General features: G+C 54.5%; 18 protein-coding genes and 1 pseudogene. 6 read left to right on the forward strand and 13 right to left on the reverse strand.

The features are described 5' to 3' along the window. Positions 1-38: 38 nt before the first annotated feature. The 4 genes from CEK71_RS16340 to CEK71_RS16360 form a co-directional block, all read right to left on the reverse strand. Positions 39-3,110 carry an efflux RND transporter permease subunit gene (locus CEK71_RS16340; RefSeq protein ID WP_088620376.1) on the reverse strand — a complete coding sequence of 1,024 codons (3,072 nt, stop codon included), beginning with the start codon at positions 3,108-3,110 and terminating at the stop codon, positions 39-41. Continuing rightward, on the reverse strand, positions 3,107-4,156 hold the full coding sequence (locus CEK71_RS16345; protein WP_088620377.1) for an efflux RND transporter periplasmic adaptor subunit: 1,050 nt from the start codon (positions 4,154-4,156) through the stop codon (positions 3,107-3,109). The genes CEK71_RS16340 and CEK71_RS16345 overlap by 4 nt, the downstream gene beginning before the upstream one ends. Before the next feature lie 640 nt (positions 4,157-4,796). Next, a complete protein-coding gene (locus CEK71_RS16355; RefSeq protein ID WP_088620379.1) occupies positions 4,797-6,158 on the reverse strand; it encodes a TolC family protein in 1,362 nt (453 codons plus the stop codon). A gap of 93 nt (positions 6,159-6,251) precedes the next feature. Next, on the reverse strand, positions 6,252-7,580 hold the full coding sequence (locus CEK71_RS16360; RefSeq protein WP_088620380.1) for a sensor histidine kinase: 1,329 nt from the start codon (positions 7,578-7,580) through the stop codon (positions 6,252-6,254). A 267-nt stretch (positions 7,581-7,847) separates the two neighbouring features. Between CEK71_RS16360 and CEK71_RS16365 the strand changes: the two genes are divergently transcribed. Continuing rightward, complete coding sequence (locus CEK71_RS16365) at positions 7,848-8,357, forward strand: DUF1993 domain-containing protein (RefSeq protein ID WP_088620381.1); 510 nt, start codon at positions 7,848-7,850, stop codon at positions 8,355-8,357. Positions 8,358-8,432: 75 nt separating this feature from the next. On the opposite strand, the gene CEK71_RS16370 is transcribed toward CEK71_RS16365, so the two are convergent. Together CEK71_RS16370 and CEK71_RS16375 are read right to left on the reverse strand one after the other, a co-directional pair. Beyond that, positions 8,433-9,110, reverse strand: coding sequence for a response regulator transcription factor (locus CEK71_RS16370; RefSeq protein ID WP_088620382.1), 678 nt, complete (start codon positions 9,108-9,110; stop codon positions 8,433-8,435). A 17-nt stretch (positions 9,111-9,127) separates the two neighbouring features. After that, entirely contained in the window at positions 9,128-9,493 is a 366-nt protein-coding gene (locus CEK71_RS16375; RefSeq protein ID WP_157679330.1) for a PepSY domain-containing protein, read from the reverse strand. A 207-nt stretch (positions 9,494-9,700) separates the two neighbouring features. On the opposite strand from CEK71_RS16375, the gene CEK71_RS16380 reads away from it, so the two are divergent. Continuing rightward, on the forward strand, positions 9,701-10,390 hold the full coding sequence (locus CEK71_RS16380) for a hypothetical protein (protein ID WP_088620384.1): 690 nt from the start codon (positions 9,701-9,703) through the stop codon (positions 10,388-10,390). A gap of 104 nt (positions 10,391-10,494) precedes the next feature. Then, on the forward strand, positions 10,495-11,073 hold the full coding sequence (locus tag CEK71_RS16385; RefSeq protein WP_088620385.1) for a Uma2 family endonuclease: 579 nt from the start codon (positions 10,495-10,497) through the stop codon (positions 11,071-11,073). A 99-nt stretch (positions 11,074-11,172) separates the two neighbouring features. Here the strand turns inward: CEK71_RS16385 and CEK71_RS16390 are convergent, their stop codons facing one another. From CEK71_RS16390 to CEK71_RS16410, 5 genes are all read right to left on the reverse strand, one after another. Further along, positions 11,173-11,730, reverse strand: a complete 558-nt coding sequence (locus CEK71_RS16390) for a plasmid pRiA4b ORF-3 family protein (protein ID WP_088620386.1) — start codon at positions 11,728-11,730, stop codon at positions 11,173-11,175. Between the two features lie 69 nt (positions 11,731-11,799). Continuing rightward, positions 11,800-12,381 (reverse strand): hypothetical protein, encoded by a 582-nt coding sequence (locus CEK71_RS16395; RefSeq protein ID WP_088620387.1) that lies wholly within the window; start codon positions 12,379-12,381, stop codon positions 11,800-11,802. Between the two features lie 181 nt (positions 12,382-12,562). After that, positions 12,563-15,793, reverse strand: a complete 3,231-nt coding sequence (locus CEK71_RS16400) for an LAGLIDADG family homing endonuclease (RefSeq protein WP_088620388.1) — start codon at positions 15,791-15,793, stop codon at positions 12,563-12,565. A gap of 114 nt (positions 15,794-15,907) precedes the next feature. Further along, positions 15,908-16,483 carry a GNAT family N-acetyltransferase gene (locus tag CEK71_RS24170; protein ID WP_198328273.1) on the reverse strand — a complete coding sequence of 192 codons (576 nt, stop codon included), beginning with the start codon at positions 16,481-16,483 and terminating at the stop codon, positions 15,908-15,910. Positions 16,484-16,566: 83 nt separating this feature from the next. Continuing rightward, complete coding sequence (locus tag CEK71_RS16410; protein ID WP_088620389.1) at positions 16,567-16,851, reverse strand: type II toxin-antitoxin system TacA family antitoxin; 285 nt, start codon at positions 16,849-16,851, stop codon at positions 16,567-16,569. A 300-nt stretch (positions 16,852-17,151) separates the two neighbouring features. Here CEK71_RS16410 and CEK71_RS16415 point away from each other — a divergent pair. Next, positions 17,152-17,811: pseudogene (locus CEK71_RS16415) on the forward strand (ABC transporter ATP-binding protein). Further along, a complete protein-coding gene (locus CEK71_RS16420) occupies positions 17,798-18,589 on the forward strand; it encodes an ABC transporter permease (protein WP_088620390.1) in 792 nt (263 codons plus the stop codon). The pseudogene CEK71_RS16415 and the gene CEK71_RS16420 overlap by 14 nt, the downstream one beginning before the upstream one ends. A gap of 33 nt (positions 18,590-18,622) precedes the next feature. On the opposite strand, the gene CEK71_RS16425 is transcribed toward CEK71_RS16420, so the two are convergent. Together CEK71_RS16425 and CEK71_RS16430 are read right to left on the reverse strand one after the other, a co-directional pair. Beyond that, positions 18,623-18,937 carry a helix-turn-helix domain-containing protein gene (locus CEK71_RS16425; protein ID WP_088620391.1) on the reverse strand — a complete coding sequence of 105 codons (315 nt, stop codon included), beginning with the start codon at positions 18,935-18,937 and terminating at the stop codon, positions 18,623-18,625. Then, a complete protein-coding gene (locus tag CEK71_RS16430; protein WP_088620392.1) occupies positions 18,897-19,304 on the reverse strand; it encodes a type II toxin-antitoxin system RelE/ParE family toxin in 408 nt (135 codons plus the stop codon). Before CEK71_RS16430 ends, CEK71_RS16425 begins: the two co-directional genes overlap by 41 nt. Positions 19,305-19,562: 258 nt before the next feature. Here CEK71_RS16430 and CEK71_RS23965 point away from each other — a divergent pair, with 258 nt between their 5' ends. Further along, complete coding sequence (locus CEK71_RS23965) at positions 19,563-19,697, forward strand: hypothetical protein (protein WP_269766560.1); 135 nt, start codon at positions 19,563-19,565, stop codon at positions 19,695-19,697. Positions 19,698-20,032: the final 335 nt, after the last annotated feature.

Genomic DNA, 20,032 nt, shown 5'->3' on the forward strand with positions numbered 1-20,032 from the left:
TTTATCAAGCAATTGATTATACATTACTATTTACTTCCTTACCCCCGCCGCAACAAATAATACAAACACGGCGTAGCCAACAACGACAGCAGCACCGACAAAGTCAACGCCCCCATCACCGCGACCGCCAAGGGCTTGAGCATATCCGACCCCGCCCCAATCCCATAAGCCAACGGCAACAGCCCTAACGTAGCAGCTAAGGAGGTCATCAGCACCGGACGCAAACGGCGGCGGCCTGAGGCGACCAGCGCTTCTGCCAAACTTAAGCCCTGGTCAAGAAACGCCTGTACCGAGTCCAGCATTAAAATGCCGTTTTTCGCCACCACGCCGATGCCGATAATTGCCCCCAATAAGGAGACGATATTCACCGACGTACCCGTGATAAACCACGCCAGCACCGTGCCGGACAAGGCCAGTACCGAGCCGATGACAATAGCAATCGCCTGGCTGAACGAGCCGAATTCAATCAGCAACACCACAAACACCAACAGCACCGAAACCAGCAACACCACCAACAAATTTTGGAAAGACTCCTGCTGTTGCTTAAACAAACCGCCAAATTCCACCACCCCCGGCGGCAAGCTGGGGTCGTTACTGAGCTTGGCCTTGATTTCGGCAATGGCGCTGCCCAAATCGCGGTTCTCCAAACGCGCCGACACCGCCACCAATTGCCGCAAATCTTCGCGGTTTAATTGCAATTGCCCCGGTTCGTTGACCAAATCGGCGACTTGCGACAATTTCACGGTGCGGCCATCGGCGGCGCGGATCGGCAACTCGCGCAACTGCGCGGCCTGCCCGGTCGCCGCCCCGTCCATCCTGACGCGGATATTCACCACCCGGTCGCCTTCCAACACATAAGAGGCTTTTTGCCCCAGCATCGCAGTGCTGACCGCCACAGCAATATCATTGCTGGTAAGGCCAAAGCGCAACGCGTCGGGGCTGCGCACCCGCAAGCTTAAGGTCGGGCCGGTGGTCTCCAAGCCATCAAAGGTATCGACCACGCCGCTGATTTTGGCGAGTTGGTCTTTAATTTGCGGGGCTTTTTGTTTCAGCCACGCGACATCGGTGGAAAATAGTTTGATTTCAATCGGACGCGGCGACCAGGTCAAATCGCCGATTAAATCATTAAGAATGCCAGCAAACTCCCAATCTATACCAGGAATTTGCGCATGAAGTTTGGGGCGCAACTCATTAATGACGGCATCGGTGCTACGCTGGCGGTCTGTTTTCAGTTTGACCAAAAAATCGCCGCCGTGGGCTTGCGAAATGCCCAAGCCCAATTGCGCCCCGGTGCGCCGCGAGTAACTCTCCAATTCCGGCAAGGCGCGGAGCATTGCTTCGGCCTGTTGCAATTGGCGGTCAGTCTCGGTTAAATTCGTCCCCCACGGCGTGTGGTAATCCAAAACAAACGCTCCTTCATCCATAAACGGCAAAAACTCGCTCTCCAGCCGCCCATACAAGCCCACCCCCACCGCCAAAACCGCCACACAGGCCAATAAGACCAGCCAGACATGCCGCAATGCCCCGCGCAACGCCTGAGCATAAAAATCCAACAGCCGCGCCAACGTCCCCTTACCCTCGTCCGCCTGATGCGCGGATGCAGACGCAGGCAACCACGCCGCCGCCAAAGCCGGGATTAGCGTCACCGCCAACACCAACGAGGTCAGCAACGACACCACCATGGTCAACGCCAAGGCGCGGAAAAACGTCCCGGCGACACCATCAAGAAACGCCAACGGGATAAACACCACCACCGGGGTCAGCGTCGAAGCCAGCAAAGGCCGGAAAATCTCCGCCAACGCCTGCGGCACAGCGGCCAAGCGCGGCGTGCCGGCGACAATTTTGGCATGGATGGCCTCCACCACGACAATGGCATCGTCGATAATCAGGCCAATAGCAGCGGCGATACCGCCCAAGGTCATCAAGTTAAAACTTAAACCGAACACCCGCACCATTAACAAGGTCATCAACACGGTGGCGGGTATCACCGTCGCTGCCACCAAAGTCGCGCCCCAATTGCGCAAAAACAGGTACAAAATCAGCACCGACAACAGCAACCCCAAGATAATCGCTTCCCAAACGCTTTGGATGGAGTCGCCGACCAGCACCGACTGGTCGTAAAATAGCGTCACCTGCATATCCGGCGGCAACTGTTGGCGCAACACCGCCAATTCTTCTTTCAGTTGCTTGGCGATGTCCAGCGTACTGCCGTCCGGTTGGCTGTACACGTTCAACAACACCGCATCGGTGCCGTTAGCGGTGACGACGTTAAACACGGGTTCCGGGGCGCGTTCGACGCGGGCAAAATCCCTGATCCGCACCGGATGGCCGAGCGCGGCGGGGGCAAGCGCACCCGGCGGATTGCCGACCACCGCAACCGTCAGGTTTTCAATATCGGCGGCGGAATGGACGCGGCCATCGACCACAGTCAGATACAATTGATAATTTTCTTCGAGCATCCCCGATGGGGCGACCAGATTATTGCGCAGCAGCGCGTCGGTGACTTGCGCCAAACTTAAGTTGACTGCCTGCAAGCGCAAAGGATCGACCACGACATGGTATTCCGGGGCGCGGCCACCGACCAGACCGACCCGCGCCACGCCGGGTACGCGCAGCAAGCGCGGTTGCAGGTTATAACGGGCGGTCTCCCAGAGTTCGGTCAGGGAATGGCCGGGGCCAGTCAAACCTAAACCCAGCACCGGAAAGGCCGCAAAAGTCAGCCGCCACACTGCCGACGTGGCGGTGGGCGGCAGGCTTTTTTGCACCACCCCCAAACGGCCTTGGACAAACAGCTCGGCCTGCACCATATCGGTTTGCCAAGTAAAAAACACATTGACCTCCGCCGTGCCGCGCCCGGTTTTCGAGCGCACCGTGCGCACCCCCGGAATATCCTTCACCGCCTCTTCCACCGGGCGGGTGATGGTCGCCATCATTTCATTGGCGGGCATCACCCCGTTATCGACCAAAATCACCACACGCGGGAAATCGGTATGCGGAAAAATCGCCGAGGGCATCCCCAAAGCGGCATAAATCCCCGCCAAACACAGGGCGGCGCAGAGAAAGAAAATCGCCTTATTATGGCGTAAGGCAAACGCGGCGTTCGGCATCATGGCAGCACCTTGATACGGGTTTGCGGCGGCAAGCCATAAGCTCCCTCGCTGACCACAATCATCCCTGCCCCCAGCCCCGCACCGGACACCTCTAACCAAGCGCCGTCGCGCAAGCCCGTCACCACTGGCCGCTGCACCGCTTGGTCGCCGTCAACCACCGCCAGCACACTGTGCCCGTCATGATTAACGACACTGGCGAACGGCACGGCCAAACGGTGCGGGCGGGTCTCGACAGTGATCTGGGCATGGACAAACTGGCCGGAACGTAAGCATTGGCCGGGGCTACAAGCACTATCGGGCAACTCGACCCGCACCAGCACGGTATCGGTAAGCGGGTCGATTTGCGGGTTAATAAAACTGAGCTTACCCGCGCCCAGCACCGCCTTACCCACATCAATAGCGACACTCTGCCCAACTTGCAGGGCGACGGCTTCTTGGCTAGGAACATGCAGCACCAGTTCTAAGCGGTGCGCGTCGATTAAATCCGCCAGCACGCTACTGGCGCTGACCGCCTCGCCGACCTTAAAATGGATGGCCGACACCGTACCCGCCAGCGGGGCGGTAATGGTCTGCAACGCGCCTTGAGTTTGCGCGGTCTGTAAATCGGTCTGCGCCGCCGCCACCAACTGCTCGGCATCGTCAAGCAGCTTGCGCGAGATAGTTTCATCGGGCTTTAGCAAGCGTTTACGCGCCAGATTTTTCTTGGCAAAATCCAAAGCCACTTCGGCCTTGGCAATTTGCGCGGCGGTGGCGCGTTTATCCAAGGCGAACAACGGCGTGTCTTTCTGCACCTGCCCGCCCTCCTCGCAATACACCTGCGCAATAATCCCCGCCACCGGACTGGCGACTCTCGCACTCGCCGCCGCCTTACCGTGGCTGGCTAAGGCCGGTTCGACCAAGCCGTAGGCCTGAACATAGGCGTGTAAGGTGATGTCGTTAATGGTCGCCGTTTTCACCGCCACCTCAGTGACCACCTCCACCTCATCCGCGTAGGCCGCACCGAAGCAGAACAGGGTTATCGCTAGGGCTATCAGTTTTGGGGCCATGGGGTTCCTATAAGTGGATAGGGGAATAAGCAGAATAGGTAGGTCAGGCAAGCTGTTTCTGCCCGACGCGCCAGTTTTAAATAAAGGCAAGCGTAAGAATTAACGCTGGTTCCCAAGCTCCTTGCTTGGGAACCCCCATCCGAGAAGCTCCTGCTTCGAGAATTTCGAAATTCACCAGATTGTCATTTGTCTTACCCCCCTTATACACAGCCAAAAGGGGCAAACCGAACCGCTTAGGAACGTGCACGAAATAAAATCCGTTGTAGAGACGTTGCACTGCAACGTCTTGAAGCCTATAAGCGTAGTGTCGGCATAAAGTCTATGCCAGCCCAAAGGTGGCTAGAGACGTTGCAGTGCAACGTCTCTACAGTTTTAGCCTAACCAGGGTTTTTTTTTGCTGTTGGCCTTAAACAACGAAATTATTTTATGCACGTTCCTTAGGTTAGACCAGAAAGGCACTAGGTATCGTTAGCTACTGAAATTCCCGAAGCGGGAGCTTCGGAAGGAGCGGTTCCCAAACCGGAGTTTGGGAACCAGCGTAATGGACGCGCTATAGGCATTTTTTGTTGTCCGATATTTTGGATACCAACGTATGGGTTGTCGGGCAACAAAAAGCGGTTGCCCGACCTACGCAGTATCCCTACAAGCCCGCCAAAAACGCCCCAGTCCCCAGCGGATACCGCAAAGCCGCTTCCAGTTGCGCGGCGGCTTGCTGGCTTTCGACCAGCACATCCAAGCGGCTGCGTTCGGCAAGGCTTTGCTCCAGTTCGGCGGTCGCCAAGGCATGGGCATCCACTTCGCCAGCCGCTAACAGGTCTTTAATCGCCGCGACATTCGCCTTACGGTTACCCAGCGACTGTTCAGCGGCGGCCATGCGGTTTTGCACAGCTTGTGCGGCGGCGTAAGCGCGGTCTATCTCGCCGATAATCCGCAGTTGCAAGGCCTCAAAGCGTTGTGCGGTTTCTTGCCGCTTCGCCACCATTTCGGCAATCGGGCCTTGGTTTTGGTTAAATACGGGCAGTTGCAACGCCGCCAAGCCCATTAACCAACGGTTTTCCCCAGTATTCCAGGTATAGCCTGGGTTGGCTTGGATATTCGGGTATTGGTTGGCGACCTCCAATTGCAACGCCGCTTGGGCGGCTGCGTATTCCGCCAATAACGCCAACACATCCGGGCGTTCGCGCAGGGCTTTGGCGGTCAATTGCTTAACGGCCAGTTGCCGGACATCCGGCACTTGGGCAAAAGCGGTAAAATCCAGTTTAACCCCCGCCAAGCCGCTCACGGGTATGCCCAAAGCCGCCGCCAACACCGCTTGGCTGTCGGCATGTTTTTTCTCGGCGGCACTCAGCCCCAAACGCACTTGATCTAAGGCCAATTGTGCCGCCAACACATCACTGGTGGCGAGCTCCCCCGCCTGTTGCTGGGCGTGTAAGTCACCGTTAACACGCGCTTGCAACGCCTGTTGCTGACCCAGCATCTGCACTGCCGTTTCACTGGCATACACATCCAGCAACGCCAAACGTAAACGGGAGCGCACCAGCCACGCGGTATCGGCAATCCGCAACCGTGCGGCGGCACTCAAGTGGCGACTTTTATCCATGCGATATTCGCGTTTGCCTGCCGTTTCTATCGGGATGCTCAGGGCACCGACAAAAATCCACGGCACGGCATCGGCGATATTACTGATCCACGTCGGCGTGATGGCGACACTGGGATTAGGCCGTTGCGCCGCCGTCTGCCCCGCCGCCCCGGCCATATCGGCTTGGGCGCGGATTAACGCCATATCAGGATGGTAAAACAAGGCCGCCAAGGTCAGCTTAGCCAAATCCCAAGGCGCGTCTTTTGGCAACTTAAGGCTGGCAAAATACGCCTGCAAGCCGCCGCTGTTCAGACTCCGCGCCTCAAGACCGCTAGCGGAAACCTGCGGGTCTAGCGGCTGGTCTTGAAAATGGGCGCACCCCGTCAGCAGGGTCAAGAACAACAAGGTTTGGCGTGGGTGCATAAAGAAAGGCCAGCGTTTAAAAAGAAAGTGATTAAGAAACAAGAGGGAGCGCGGGCATCTTGCCCGCAAAGGGCGGGCAAGATGCCCGCGCTCCTAAGAGACCAAAGTCGGCAGCACTTGCAGCCCCGACACCACCACCCGCAAACCCGGTTGATTATCCAATAACTGCAACCGCCCCTCATGCAGTTCCACCACAGCGGCGGCGATGCTTAAGCCTAAGCCATTACCCGGCGTGGTGCGGCTTTGCTCCAAACGGTAAAAACGCTGCATGACTTTGGCGCGGAAAGCTTGCGGGATGCCGGGGCCATTATCAGCCACCACCCACTCCAGATTTGAACCTTGCGCCTGTAAACTCAGACTAATCCGCGTTTGTGCGGGCGTATGCAGCAAGGCGTTTTCCACCAGATTAAACGCCAATTGCGTCAACAATTCCTGATCGCCGATCACCATAAGGTCAGAGGCCACATCAGCCACCAAACACTTGCCCTGCTCTTCGGCGACCGGCTCCAACGCTTCCGCCACCGACTTGAGCACAGCACTTAAGTTAACGGGCTTAAAACCGCTACGCCTAGAGCCGGACTCAATCTGAGCGATTCTCAGCAAGGCCGAAAACGTCGCCAACACCTGCTCCACCTCCTCCAGTGCCCGGCCTATACAATCTTGATAGGCACTGACCGTCTGCGGCTTGGCCAGCGCGTCCGCCAAACCGAATTGCAAACGGCTGATGGGGGTGCGCAAATCATGGGCGATGTCATTGGACACCTGCTGAACGTTATCTAACAACAGACCGATTTTATCCAGCATCAGATTAAGTAACAGCGCCAGTTTATCCAGCTCGTCATGATGGCGGGCGACGGGTAAGCGGCGCTTTAAATCGCCCGCGATAATCGCCTCGGTCGCCAAGGTAATCGCGGCGATTTTTTGCAAAAACGTCCGGCTTAAATACACCCCACCGCCGACCCCCAACACCAGCACCAAGACCATGCCCGATAAAAATGCCTGGATAATCGCCCGGCCTGTGGCTTGAATAGCCGCGCCATCCTGGCCGACCACCAACCAGCCGCCCTGCGGCAAAGCGATAACCTGCGCATAAATTAACGGCGTATCGGCATCGCTCAGCATCTGCCAACCCGCCTCAGGCGCAAAATGCCGTAACCGACCCGCCAGCCACTGCCCTTGCGCCCCCTGCAAACCATAAAGATGCGCCACGTTCTCATCCTCACGGATTTCATCGGCCAAACCGTCTAAGCCGTCATCCTCATACTCTTCCAGCAAGCGTTGCGCCTCGACCCCAATACCGACCTTAAGCTGCTGCTCTAACGAATGCAAAGTCAGCAGATACACGCTGGTGCCTATCGCCACAAATGAACTTAAAAACAGGCCGATATAAATAATCGCCAACTTAAAACGGGTAAGGCCCATAAGATTGTCGGGGTTAAAATTGGGGAGGGGGAATGGATATAGCTAAAGCACAATAAAATGATGTCGTTCGTGGCGAGCCTGTCGAACCATCATAGCCCTTCGACAAGCTCAGGGCGAACGGTTTTACAATCAACTTATACTGTATTAGCTATATTCTGAATTCCTGGCACAAACCGTGGTCTCAAGTCCTCACACTGGCTAAGAGCAAAGACTCACTGTATCTGCCGGAACCGTTACCACTCATTTTGACCATCGGAAAAACCGCCTATGTCCATTACCATGTACCAAGCTTCAGTCTCTGTCTTTATCCGTATGCTGGACAACCTGTCCGTTATCCTCGATAAAGCCGCCAGCCATGCCGAAGCCAAAAAAATCGACCCGAGCATTTTCATCACCGCCCGCTTGGCTCCCGACATGTACCCCTTAAGCCGACAAATCCAAATCGCCACCGATATGGCGAAAGGCTGCGCGGCACGGTTGGCCGGCTTAGACGTACCGTCTTATGAAGACAACGAAACGACTTTTTTAGAATTACAAACCCGGATCGCCAAAACTGTCGCTTTCTTGCACAGCATCAATGCCGAGCAGATTAACGGCAGCGAAGAAAAGCCGATTACCTTACGGACACCAAGCCGGGAATTAAGCTTTTTAGGCCAACCGTATTTACTCCACTTCGTCTTCCCTAATTTTTATTTCCATATCACCACCGCTTACGCCATCCTACGCCATAACGGCGTGGCCATAGGCAAATTGGATTTTGTCGGTAATCCTGATTAAGGATTCGGATATTGGAGCGCGGGCATCTTGCCCGCCCCTTGCGGGCAAGATGCCCGCGCTCCAAAGGTGATGGGCTTAGCCGCCGCCATCCAAAATATACCCCGCGCCCCGTACCGTTAAAATCAACTCCGGCTTGCCGCCCGCATTCAGCTTACCGCGCAAACGGCTGATATGGGTCTCGACCATATTGGTCTTCGGGTCAAAATGAAAATCCCAAACATTTTCCAGCAACAGGGTGCGCGTCACCACTTGCCCGGCATGACGCGCCAGATACTCTAACAGGCGGAATTCGGTCGGTTGCAGCTCAATGGCCTGACCGCCGCGTTTAACTACGCGCTTTAACAGGTCAATCTCCAAGTCCTGCACCTGTAAATAGGTCGGCTCCACCGTCATTTGCGGGCGGCGCAACAGGGCGTTGACCCGTGCCGCCAGCTCACTAAACGCAAACGGCTTGACCAGATAATCATCCGCCCCTGCATTCAGCCCCTCGACCCGGTCATCAATCCCGCACATCGTCGTCAACAACAACACCGGCACGGTACAGCCGCTACTGCGCAAGGTTTTGACCAAGGTCAGGCCATCTAACTGCGGCAACATCCGGTCGATCACCAAGACATCATAAGCCCCCGTTTTCGCCAACAACAAACCTTCCAAGCCATCACTTGCCGAATCCACGGTAAAGCCGCTTTCTTTAAGGCCCTTGGCAATATAATTGCGGGTTTCCTTATCATCTTCAATAATGGCTATTTTCATGGTCTCAAACCGTTAGGCTACTCTTTATCGTGGCCGCTTTTTTCGTCTTTGTCATCATCATCGTCTTCCAAGGCCACTTTCAGCACTTGTCCGGTCTTAGCGTCGATCATGGCTTCATGGAGGATGCCGTCTTTCACGACTTCAACTTCAAACTGCACCGTGCTGGCCTTGTCTTCCAACTCCGCCTCCAGCGCCTTACCGCCGATTTTTTGTTCGGCGATTTTAATCGCCTCGGTCAGGGAAATCTTGGCTTGGCTGAACAGCTGCAATTTTTTCGCCGCCTCGCCCTTGTCGTCATCCGCTTGGCTTACCGTCACACCAGCGGCGGCGATTAAACCTGTCATCACTAAAGCCAGCACTGTTTTGGGGGTTAATTTCTTCATCGTCATACCTTTATTGTCAGCCCTCAGGCACCATTGCCAAAGGTTGGTAACAGCATACCCCCCCGCACCTTACCACAAACCTTCTAAAACTATACTGTTTGGTAATGTTAGCGGACGGCCTATTGGCTTGCACGTTAATCCCTGCACTCGTTTTTTACCCTAGTTACGCTATACTAAGGTTTTTAACACCGCCCCCTAAGTGACCTGATGCCACCCCTACCCGTCCTTTTGCTCAGCCTATTATCCGCCACCACCGCCCTAGGTGTCCAAGCCGAGACCTACCGGGTACAGACATCGGCAGACGGTAACATCAGTTGCCTAGACACAACGGGCAAAACCATCCCCTTGACTGGCAAAGGCGATAACAGCAGCCAAGCCACCTTGTCACCCGACGGGCATACCGTCGCCTTTATCAAGGTTGACAGCCAGCCCTCTGATGAATTTTCCCATTCCCTCAACAGCGTCTGGTTAGGCGATTGCACCACGGGAGCCAGCCGCCGCCTACTCGCCCCCCACGCCTCCGGCAACCCCAAGCAAACGCTCACCGAACTCAACACGCCGACCTTTTCCTTAAACGGCAACTTTGTCTACGTCATCACCCCCGCCTGGACAACCGCCGATGCCATCCACCAAATCAACATCAACACGGGAAAAGTACGCTTTATCATTGAAGGCGACAGCTTCGAACTGATCCGCCACGGTGGCTATGCCGGCTATTTAGTCGTCAAACGCCATCTGGAAATGGGAACCGACGATTCGCCCGCTTATTTTGTCGTCAACCCGAACGGCGAAGATATCATCGAAATACCCGACTCCGAAGACAACTACCCGGCGGTCGGGCAATGGCTGAAACAACACCACTCGGCAATGGGCGGCACAGAACCCGCACCAAACTGACCCGCGCCAGAGCGGTGCGGCAATAGGATGATTTTTTAACCAATGGCGGTGGGGTACAATACGCTTTCTGTGTTAGCCCTTTAGCCAACCCCAGTAGGCCGTTTATGAATTCCGTACTAGCCTTAAACCATTACACCGCCGAGGACTATCTGGCAACCGAAGCCTTGGCCGATTTTAAAAGCGAATATTATGCAGGCGAGGTTTTTCCCATGGCAGGTGGCAGTATTAACCATAACCAAATCGTCATCAACCTGTGCATTATTTTTGGGTTGGCGTTTAAAAAACAGCCTTACCGCGTGTTGGCGGGCGATGTAAAACTCCACACCCCCGGCTTCGAGTCCTTCACTTATCCCGATGTGATGGTCATTAAAGACCCGCCCGCGTATTGGCAAGACCGCCGCGATACGGTGTGTAGTGCGGTGTTGGTGGTTGAGGTGCTGTCTGACAGCACCAAAGATTATGACCGGGGCGATAAGTTTGCCGTCTACCGCCAGCTTGCCGAGTTGCAGGATTATATCCTGATTAGCCAAGATAAAATCCACGTCGAGCATTATAGCCGCCAAGCGCCGCAACAATGGCTGATGACCGAATACACTAGCCTGGATGCTGTGCTGACTGTTGCCGCGCTGGCGACTGACTTGGCCTTAAGCGATCTGTATGACAAAGTGGCTTTGGGGGTATGAAATCATTCCGTACACGGCTTGGAGCGCGGGCATCTTGCCCGCCTTTGCGGGCAAGATGCCCGCGCTCCAAATAGGTACGCTCCTAGGCCTTTTTACAACTCATAACTCGCCTAATTCCTCGTTGATCTGCGCCAAGGCGAACGCTTCCGGGTCAAACTCGCCGCCGACCCAGTCCAGATAGCTGTCATGCTCAAGATGGGCGGGGTCTTGGATGGCGGCGACAAACTCTTCGTAACCCCAAACGCCGCCGACATTTTCGGGCGGGCAGGCGCGTTTGCCTTTGATGCAGACGGGATATTTTTGCTTGGGTTCGGGCGCGAGGATTTTTTCCACCAGCACATCGTGCCGCCAACCGTCGCCAAAATCATATTCATACTGGAATTTTTGCTTAAGCGTGGGGGCGATTTGCGCCAGCGTGTATTTACGCTCGTCCAGCACCTCATCCCAATCGTCGGCGCTGGGTTTGCCGTAGAACGTCCGGTCTGTGATGAATTGGTGCAAATGGTAATTTTCCCAGCCCATCGCTATTTGAATGATCTCATGCAGCTTGGCTAAGGTGGTGGTGTCGGCCACTAACAACCGCCGCCAAATTGGTGGCCGCGCGTCGCGTAGGGAGATTTTTAATTGGTAAATGGCGGTGGGGGCTTTTTTTGCCATAATAGCCTTTTTTGGGTGTAATCAAATAGTTTATGGTTGCCGATAGCCAGCGTTGCCCTTGCCGTGCCGCTATTCCCTAACGCCGTTCCAGACGGTGCTGTTATCTGGCTCATTGCCTGCACCCCAATGGCCCGTAAAACTGTCGAGGTCTTCCGAAAACGCCACTTGCAGTATACCGCTGCCGTTATCGTCATGCCATTTGAATTGTATGGCCTTAGGGCCGGTGATTTCGGCATGGGTCAGGGTGCCGCCGATGCGCTTGGTGTTTTCTTGGATGATATAAGTGCCGATGATTTTATTTTTGCTGTCAATGCTAAAAGTGGTGCGGACAGGGTAAGCTTGGCCTGTACTGGTGGCTTGGGTGGCTTGGCCTTGGTAGCTACCGGCGATGTTGAAAAACCACGCGCTAGGAATGGCGGCGGCTTCGGTGATTATTTCGGGTTCTTCGTCGGCTTGGGTTGGCGATAATAATTTATCCGGGCCAATAATACCGATACCCAGCATGAACAGGCCAACGCTAGCCAGGACAATACGCGCGGTCAGCTGACTTAATTTGACCGACAGGTGTTTGCTGAAAATTTCTCCGGTACAGCCAAGTAACAGGAACAAGCTACCTAGCAACACCAGTAGCGCGGGCATATCGAAATTCATGGCGGAATCCTTGGTAAATAACGGGGTTCGGGCGGGGGTATAGTGTAGCTAGGCCGTGGCGTTATGGCAATGTGGAGGAGAGGCTTTTGTGTACTTAAGGCAGGCTTTACCAAAAGGTGTGGGAATTGGAGAGGCGGACAGGGTGCAAAGGCCGAAGCCCTTGCACCCGCAGGTGCTGTGCTTAAAACTTGCCGTAATAGCCTTCTTTCAGCGCGTCGAACAAGTTGGCCGCAGTATGGGTTTCGCCGTCGTATTCAACTTCTTCATTGCCTTTAAATTCCATCACCGTACCGTCTTCTAAGGTGAACTGGTAAGTGGTGTTTTCCAAATCGGATTCTTTCACCAACACGCCTTGGAACACTTCGGGGTTGAAGCGGAAGGTGGTGCAGCCCTTTAGGCCTTGCTCGTAGGCGTATTGGTAAATGGACTTAAAGTCTTCGTAAGGGTAATCGGTCGGCACGTTAGCGGTTTTGGAGATCGACGAGTCTATCCATTTTTGCGCAGCGGCCTGAATATCGACATGCTGCTTGGGCGATACATCATCGGCGGCGATGAAGTAGGCTGGCAGTTGGTGCTTGGGGTTGTCGCTGTAGGGCATGGCATCGGGGTTGACCATGTGCCGGTAGGCTAACAGCTCGAACGAGAACACATCGACTTTTTCCTTAGACTTTTTGCCCGCGCGGATGATGTTGCGCGAATAATGGTGGGCAAAGCTCGGCTCTATGCCGTTACTGGCGTTATTGGCCAACGACAGGGAGATAGTTCCGGTGGGGGCAATCGAGCTGTGGTGGGTAAAACGTGCGCCAGTTTCCGCCAATTGTTGCACCAGTTCCGGCTCGATTTGGGCGATTTTCTGCATATAACGGCTGTATTTGGCGTGGAGGATTTTTCCTGCCACGGTGTCGCCGATTTTATAGCCGTCAGCAAGCATTTCCGGGCGTTGGTGGAGCATTTCGCCCGTGACGGTGAATGCTTGCTCCATAATCGGCGCGGCACCTTTTTCTTTGGCTAAGGACAACGCGGCTTTCCAGCCTTCGACCGCCAGCACTTTGGTGACTTCTTCGGTAAAGGCTAAAGACTCCGTGTTGCCGTAGCGCATCCCCAGCATGGTGACGGTGGAGCCTAGGCCTAAATAGCCCATGCCATGGCGGCGTTTGCTGGTGATTTCCTCGCGTTGTTTTTCTAACGGCAAGCCGTTCAGTTCGACGACGTTATCGAGCATCCGGGTGAAGATTTTGATGGTTTTGCGGTAGCTGTCCCAGTCGAAATAGGCATCGGCGGTGAATGGCTTTTTGACGAAGCGGGTCAAATTGATGGAACCGAGCAGACAACTACCGTAAGGTGGTAACGGTTGCTCGCCACAATTACCTGTAGAAATTCCATTGAAGACTAAGGTATTTTTATCATCTTGCGTGGTATCAAAAACCGCTTCTTTGCCGATATGTTCGATGCTGGTGATGGCACTGGTAAAACTATTGGCTTGGGTTTGGCTTAAAGTTTGTTTCCATTCGCTGTATTTGGCGTTCTTCTCCGCGCCTAAAAAGCCGATTTCCTGCATAAAGGTATCGCATGATTGTGAGCCGATGATTAATTCATGCTCGGCTTGCTGTTCGCCGTTATTGCGCAGTGACACGCGGCAGAAAATGCCGAAATTGCTTAACAGCATTTGCACGTCTTGGAGCAATTGCGGGTGGCTGGAGGCGAGGCGGATGGTGCAGTAGCGGTGTTTGTCGTCGCGTTGCACCGTACCGTCGGCTTGGAACAGGCCGCGTAAATAGCCCTTCACACAGTCTTCGGTGCCTTGCCAAATCACTTCCGGCACACTCAGTTTACTGGCTTTGTTAAAGCCGTAAAATTCCAGCAACCGCGCCAGCAATACCGAGCGGATCATAATCAAGTTACGTTGCGGAATGGCGACCGAAGAGACTTGGTAAGTGCGCTGTTGCTCTTGGGCATTGGCGGCCAGCAGTTGGTTGATATAAGCCACCAGTTGCGGGGCGAGGCCACGGTCGTCGTTCCACAGCTTAATCACTGCCGCCTGTTGGTTTTTGCCCCGGTTGGTGAAGTGGCCGTCACCCGTCATCAAGCCCAGTAACTGGCCGAAATTGTGGTCACCCATGCTGCCGAATTGGCCTTTGCCGGATTGGATCAGCAACTCGTCGCCGACGCGCAGGTCTTTCAATTTGATTTTGCCGCGTGGGGTATAAAAATCGTGCCAGGCGGTGGCTTTAATCTCGTAGCCGTCGCGGGTGCGGACGCGGTATACGTCGGCGGAGGCGGCGGTCATAAACGCGGGTTTGGCGGGGCGCACTTCGGTGCCGAAGCACTCTTGCCCCAAGGCGCGTTTATCGACGGTCACTTGCAAGGCCGCGCCGCTACGGTATAAATCGCCGATTTTCACCAAGCCGTATTGGGTGTGCAAACGGGTGTCGGCGGTCACGCAAGGGTTGGTGGCGCGGATTTTTTCGCAGAACCAGTTGTTGTTCATCTCGTTGACTTTGTCGATCAGGATGAAGCCCGGTTCGGCGTAATCGTAGGTGGAACTCATTATCATGTCCCACAAACGGCGGGCGGGCAGGGTTTTGGTGATGCGGCAGGCGACCAGGCCGTCATCGTTGGCCAGGTAGTTGCTTTTGTTCGGGAACTCACGCCAGATGATTTGCTCGCGGTTGTTCAGGTCGAGCTTGTCGGCTTGAGCTTCTTTGGCGGTGACCGGGAAGGACAGCGGCCAGAGTTGGTCGTTTTGCACCGCCTGCATAAAGTCGGCGGTAATCAGCAAGGACAGGTTGAACTGGCGCAAGCGCCCGTCTTCGCGCTTGGCGCGGATAAACTCGATCACATCGGGGTGGCCGATGTCAAACGTCGCCATTTGCGCCCCGCGCCGCCCGCCCGCCGAAGACACGGTAAAACACATTTTGTCGTAAATATCCATGAACGACAAAGGGCCGGAGGTGTACGCGCCCGCACCGGACACATACGCGCCTTTTGGGCGTAGCGTAGAAAATTCGTAACCGATGCCGCAGCCCGCTTTCAAGGTCAAGCCCGCTTCGTGGACTTTGTGCAGGATGTCGTCCATCGAATCGGCGATGATGCCGGACACGGTGCAGTTGATGGTCGAAGTGGCAGGTTTGTGCTCTAAGGCGCCCGCGTTGGAGACGATGCGTCCGGCAGGGATTGCGCCTTGGCGCAAGGCCCAGAGGAAGTCTTTATAGCACTGGTCTTGTTTGGCTTTGCCCTGCTCGACTTCGGACAGGGCTTTGGCGACCCGTTGGTAAGTGCCGTCGATGGTAGTGTCTAAAGTCACGCCCGCCTTGGTTTTTAGGCAGTATTTGGTGTCCCAGATGTCCATAGACGCGTCTTGGAACGGGATTTCGGTGACGGATTGGGGGATGACATGGAGTTGTGCTGACATTGACGGCTGTCCTGGGGGTAAAAGGATACGGGTAAAAAAACAAGCCATAAATCAGCGCCTTAAGTGGCAGCTAAAGCATGGCTTTGGGGCTATATGTAGTTATTTTTAATTATCTTAGCACAATATGTAGTGGTTGGAAGTAAAAAAGCCGGAAATAAAAATATACTGAAAACTGCTTGCAAGCGGGGGGTTTTTTGGGTAGGGATGGGGGGTTTTGGGCGTTTCGGGTAAGCGGTTGTCTTGCAAGGGGTTTGGGTTTGGGGAAGAAAAATTAGCGTAAGGTCGGGGGATATAGCCAGCAATAGGCAATATTAACCGATGGGGCAGACTGCCAAAATTCAAAAAATGGTGGTGACGGTAGAAGGCTTCGGCCTGTTCGTCTTTGGCGGTAACTACGAGGGCGGCAACGGCAATTTCAGAGTGCAAGGCACGAAGGGTGGCATCTGCCAAAAGGGTTGCGCCGAGACCACACCCCTGAAAACTAGCGTCAACGGCTAAACGGCCCAGTAAAGCAACAGGCACAGATGGATAGCGGGGGAGCCCTTTGGCAAGCTGAACGGGTAGCTCATTAAGCGGTGTGCAAGCAGCGGACAGTGTGTAGTAACCGGCTAATGCACCGTTAATATTGTCAACAGCGACATAACAGGAAGCCGCCCGGCGGCGTACATCTTGGCTTGCCTGTTCCCGCAAGTAACGGTCAAGTGCAGGGGTTCAGCAGGTAAACGCGGAGCGGTTATGGTTACTGGCAAGCGGCTCTATGCGAAACCGGGGTATCACTCAATGCCCAACAGTTCACGGCGACGCTCAAACGCTTTGAGCATAGCCGCAGAGGGGGCAGGCGGATTTAGCAGCAACTCATAAAAGCGCAGCTGGTCTTCCGCCGACAAGCGGACAATATTGGTTTCTTCTATGATCCTGTTAGCGGCCTCTTGTGCCGCCGTCACCATAAAATCGCTGACGCTACGCCCTTGAAGTTCAGCGGCACGGCGAACAAGGGCAAGGGCATCGGGGGAAATGCGCGCTTCAACACGGGCGGTACGATGGGTTTCTGGTGTCATTATGGCTAACCTCGTTTTTTTCGAGTGTACGGCGATAACGCGTACATGTCAACGGCTTTTTATTGGCGGCATTTAATGTCGGGCAGGCTGTTTTTGCCTGACAAACCACCCCGAATAAAACGTATCTTTTGCCACCCCCTCATATCCTTAAAACGGCTATTTTGAGGTACACAAGATTGGTGTCGGGCAGAACCGCTTGTAGAGCCTACCCGCTTTGTATGGTAAACCCCCTCAAAGCCATGGGTTTCAGGCCAGATAAGGGTTATCATGGCAACACCCCTTGCTGCCCTAACCCCACTCATGCCCGCGATTATCCGTTTCTCCCATGTCACCGTCAGTGTCCCTGACAAAACCCTGCTCCACGATGTCAGTTTTACCGTTAACAGCGGCGATAAGGCGGTGTTATGCGGCAAATCGGGGTCGGGGAAAAGCACGATACTGAAAACCTTGCTCGGCCTATTGCCTGTACAAGAGGGGGTGATTGAATTTTAGGGACAGCCTTTGAATGTTGCGACCTTGGCGCTTATCCGCCACCATACCGCCTATATCGGCCAAGAGCCAGTGCTGGGGGCAGAGACGGTGCATGAGGCCTTGTTATTGCCGTTCCGGTTTAAGGCCCACCGCGACGCGCTACCCAGCCCCGCGCGGTTGGAGGAGGTGCTGGCGCGGTTAGGTCTAAGTCCGGCGTTGCTGGCACAGGACTGTGCACGGGTATCCGGCGGCGAGAAGCAACGGTTGGCTCTGGCGCGGGGGCTGTTATTGGGCAAAAGCGTTTACCTGCTTGATGAAGTCACCAGCGCCTTGGATGAGGACAGTAAACAAGCAGTGTTCGCAGTGTTTGCCGACCCCGCCCTGACGGTGTTATCGGTCGCCCATGACCCCGATTGGCTGGCCTGTTGCGCTAAGGTGTGGAGTATGGCGGACGGGCGTTTGTCGGAGGTCAACCATGAATACGCTTGATATTGCCGCGCCGCAATTGGCGATATTGTATGGCTTGTGCCTGTTACCCGTAGGGGTGTTGTGGCTGGTCGGCCTGCGTTTGGGACGGGATATTTTCATCGGTGTGGTGCGGATGAGTGTGCAGTTGGCGTTGGTCGGGTTTTACCTGAAAACCTTATTCACCCTCAATAACCCATGGTTAAACGCGTTGTGGATTTTGGTGATGCTGGTAGTCGCGGATTTGAGCATTATCCAGCGGGCGGGGCTGCGGGCGCGGTTTTTTGCCTTGTCCACACTGGTGGCGGTTACGGTCAGCACTTTGTTATCGACGTTTTATCTGGTGGTGTTGGTCATCCGCCCGGAGCTGTTTTACGATGCCCGTTATCTGGTGCCGTTGGCGGGGATGGTGTTGGGCAATTGCCAGCAAGGCAATGTCATTGCCCTGGAGCGGTTTTATGCGGCATTGCGCCGGAATGAGTTGGAGTACCAGACCTTTTTGCTGTTGGGGGCGAGCCGTTGGGAGGCAGTGCTACCGTATTACCGCACCGCCGTTAAAGCCGCCATCAGCCCTACCCTCGCCAATATGACGACCATGGGGCTGGTGTCATTACCCGGCATGATGACCGGGCAAATCCTCGGCGGCAGCGAGCCGTGGCTGGCGGTCAAGTATCAGATCGCCATTATGGTGGGCATTTTCGCCAGTACCACCTTGGCCTGCGCCATTAATCTGCGCCTGAGCATGAGGATGGCGTTTAATGGCTATGATGTGTTGAAAGGGGAGGTGTTTGCGGGGAAGTGACCAAGAGGCGCGTCGGCGAATACTGCCAAGCCTTCAACACACACTATCCAACCCCTTTTTTTGCACCAGATGCAACAGTTTTAGGGCAATCCCGGTCGGGCGTTTCTGCCCTATCTCCCATTTTTGCACCGTTGAGACGCTGATATTTAACAAACTGGCAAAAACCGCTTGGCTGACATTCGCCGCTTCGCGGATTTGCTTGATTTCCTCTGGCTGCAAGCGGGCTATCGGCGGCAAGCAGAGCTGGTCAAACTCCCGCATTGTGATTTGCCCCATAACCCCGGCATCATGCAAACCCTTAGCCGTTTCATGTACCGCTGCCAGCAGCGCTGACGGTGCTTTTCTCATGGCACACTACCTCTATTAATTCGTGGTGATCTCTTGCTGTTATTAAAGCAGATGGCGAAAGCGCCAGTAAATGTCCGGCTAACTTTTTTAAAGCGCGTTCTTCATCCTTGTCGATGGAGCTACGCGCATTTTTGGCAAAACCGAAAACAAAAAACCAACGGTCGCCTTTATTGGTGGCAATCAAGGTACGAAAACCACCGCTTTTGCCTTGCCCTTGACGGGCAAGACGTTTTTTAAACAATCCGCCGCCTAAGTCGGCCTCATAAAGCCCTTGCTGCATTTCCTGCACTGCATGACAAATGGCTAAGTTACTTAAGCCCTGCTTATTTGCCCAAGCTTCAAACCAACGGGTTTTATAAATTATCATGTCGGTTCCCTTCATAGGCCTAATCTTTTAGCAGTATAGCACTTAGTGCCATACTATAAAATAGCGGCTAAAGCTTTTAAGGTTTGAAGCTACTTGAAACCCATTCCATTCCTGCGTAGGCCTTGTAAGCGGTTTTTATGCGCCAGAACTTAGGCAACTGCACCTCCCCAAAGATTTAACACGCTTAAGGGCGATGCGACAAACAGGTGGTCGCGGATTTGAGTATTATCCAGCGGGCAGGGTTACAGGCGCGGTTTTTTGCCCTTATCTACGCTGGTGGTGGGCATTTTCACCAGCACGACTTTGGCCTGCGCCATTAATCTGCGCCTGAGCATGAGGATGGCGTTTAATGGCTATGATGTGTTGAAGGGGGAGGTGTTTGCGGGGAAGTGACCAAGAGGCGAAACAGTGGCCGCGTAGCGCGTCGGCACATACCGCCAAGCCTTCAACACACAATATCTAACTCCTTTTTTTGCACCAGATACAACTTATGCCCCCTGTCTCCGCATTTGGATAGCCATTGCCCTTAGATTGGGCGGTTTAGCCGCCAAGCTTTAAAAAAAATAGGTCGGCATGGCCTTGGGCAGAAAAATAATTTGCGCCGTTTCCGTTAAATATCAAAAAGCTGGCTAATTTTTGACTAAATATGTGACATATTCACTACTTTTTTGGTACTCGTTAATTTTTTTAGCGGCTTAATTTTTGTATTATGCCAATGGCTAGGGGGC

Source organism: Methylovulum psychrotolerans, from assembly GCF_002209385.1.
GTDB lineage: Bacteria > Pseudomonadota > Gammaproteobacteria > Methylococcales > Methylomonadaceae > Methylovulum > Methylovulum psychrotolerans.

Bases quoted from the DNA above. Each gene is read 5' to 3' on its own strand.
- CEK71_RS16355 (WP_088620379.1), bottom strand. From the start codon at position 6,158: ATGCACCCACGCCAAACCTTGTTGTTCTTGACCCTGCTGACGGGGTGC.
- CEK71_RS16425 (WP_088620391.1), bottom strand. From the start codon at position 18,937: ATGAGAAAAGCACCGTCAGCGCTGCTGGCAGCGGTACATGAAACGGCT.
- CEK71_RS16360 (WP_088620380.1), bottom strand. From the start codon at position 7,580: ATGGGCCTTACCCGTTTTAAGTTGGCGATTATTTATATCGGCCTGTTT.
- CEK71_RS16375 (WP_157679330.1), bottom strand. From the start codon at position 9,493: ATGAAGAAATTAACCCCCAAAACAGTGCTGGCTTTAGTGATGACAGGT.
- CEK71_RS16380 (WP_088620384.1), top strand. From the start codon at position 9,701: ATGCCACCCCTACCCGTCCTTTTGCTCAGCCTATTATCCGCCACCACC.
- CEK71_RS16390 (WP_088620386.1), bottom strand. From the start codon at position 11,730: ATGGCAAAAAAAGCCCCCACCGCCATTTACCAATTAAAAATCTCCCTA.
- CEK71_RS16340 (WP_088620376.1), bottom strand. From the start codon at position 3,110: ATGATGCCGAACGCCGCGTTTGCCTTACGCCATAATAAGGCGATTTTC.
- CEK71_RS16370 (WP_088620382.1), bottom strand. From the start codon at position 9,110: ATGAAAATAGCCATTATTGAAGATGATAAGGAAACCCGCAATTATATT.
- CEK71_RS16365 (WP_088620381.1), top strand. From the start codon at position 7,848: ATGTCCATTACCATGTACCAAGCTTCAGTCTCTGTCTTTATCCGTATG.
- CEK71_RS16385 (WP_088620385.1), top strand. From the start codon at position 10,495: ATGAATTCCGTACTAGCCTTAAACCATTACACCGCCGAGGACTATCTG.
- CEK71_RS16345 (WP_088620377.1), bottom strand. From the start codon at position 4,156: ATGGCCCCAAAACTGATAGCCCTAGCGATAACCCTGTTCTGCTTCGGT.
- CEK71_RS16395 (WP_088620387.1), bottom strand. From the start codon at position 12,381: ATGAATTTCGATATGCCCGCGCTACTGGTGTTGCTAGGTAGCTTGTTC.
- CEK71_RS16420 (WP_088620390.1), top strand. From the start codon at position 17,798: ATGAATACGCTTGATATTGCCGCGCCGCAATTGGCGATATTGTATGGC.
- CEK71_RS16400 (WP_088620388.1), bottom strand. From the start codon at position 15,793: ATGTCAGCACAACTCCATGTCATCCCCCAATCCGTCACCGAAATCCCG.
- CEK71_RS16410 (WP_088620389.1), bottom strand. From the start codon at position 16,851: ATGACACCAGAAACCCATCGTACCGCCCGTGTTGAAGCGCGCATTTCC.
- CEK71_RS16430 (WP_088620392.1), bottom strand. From the start codon at position 19,304: ATGATAATTTATAAAACCCGTTGGTTTGAAGCTTGGGCAAATAAGCAG.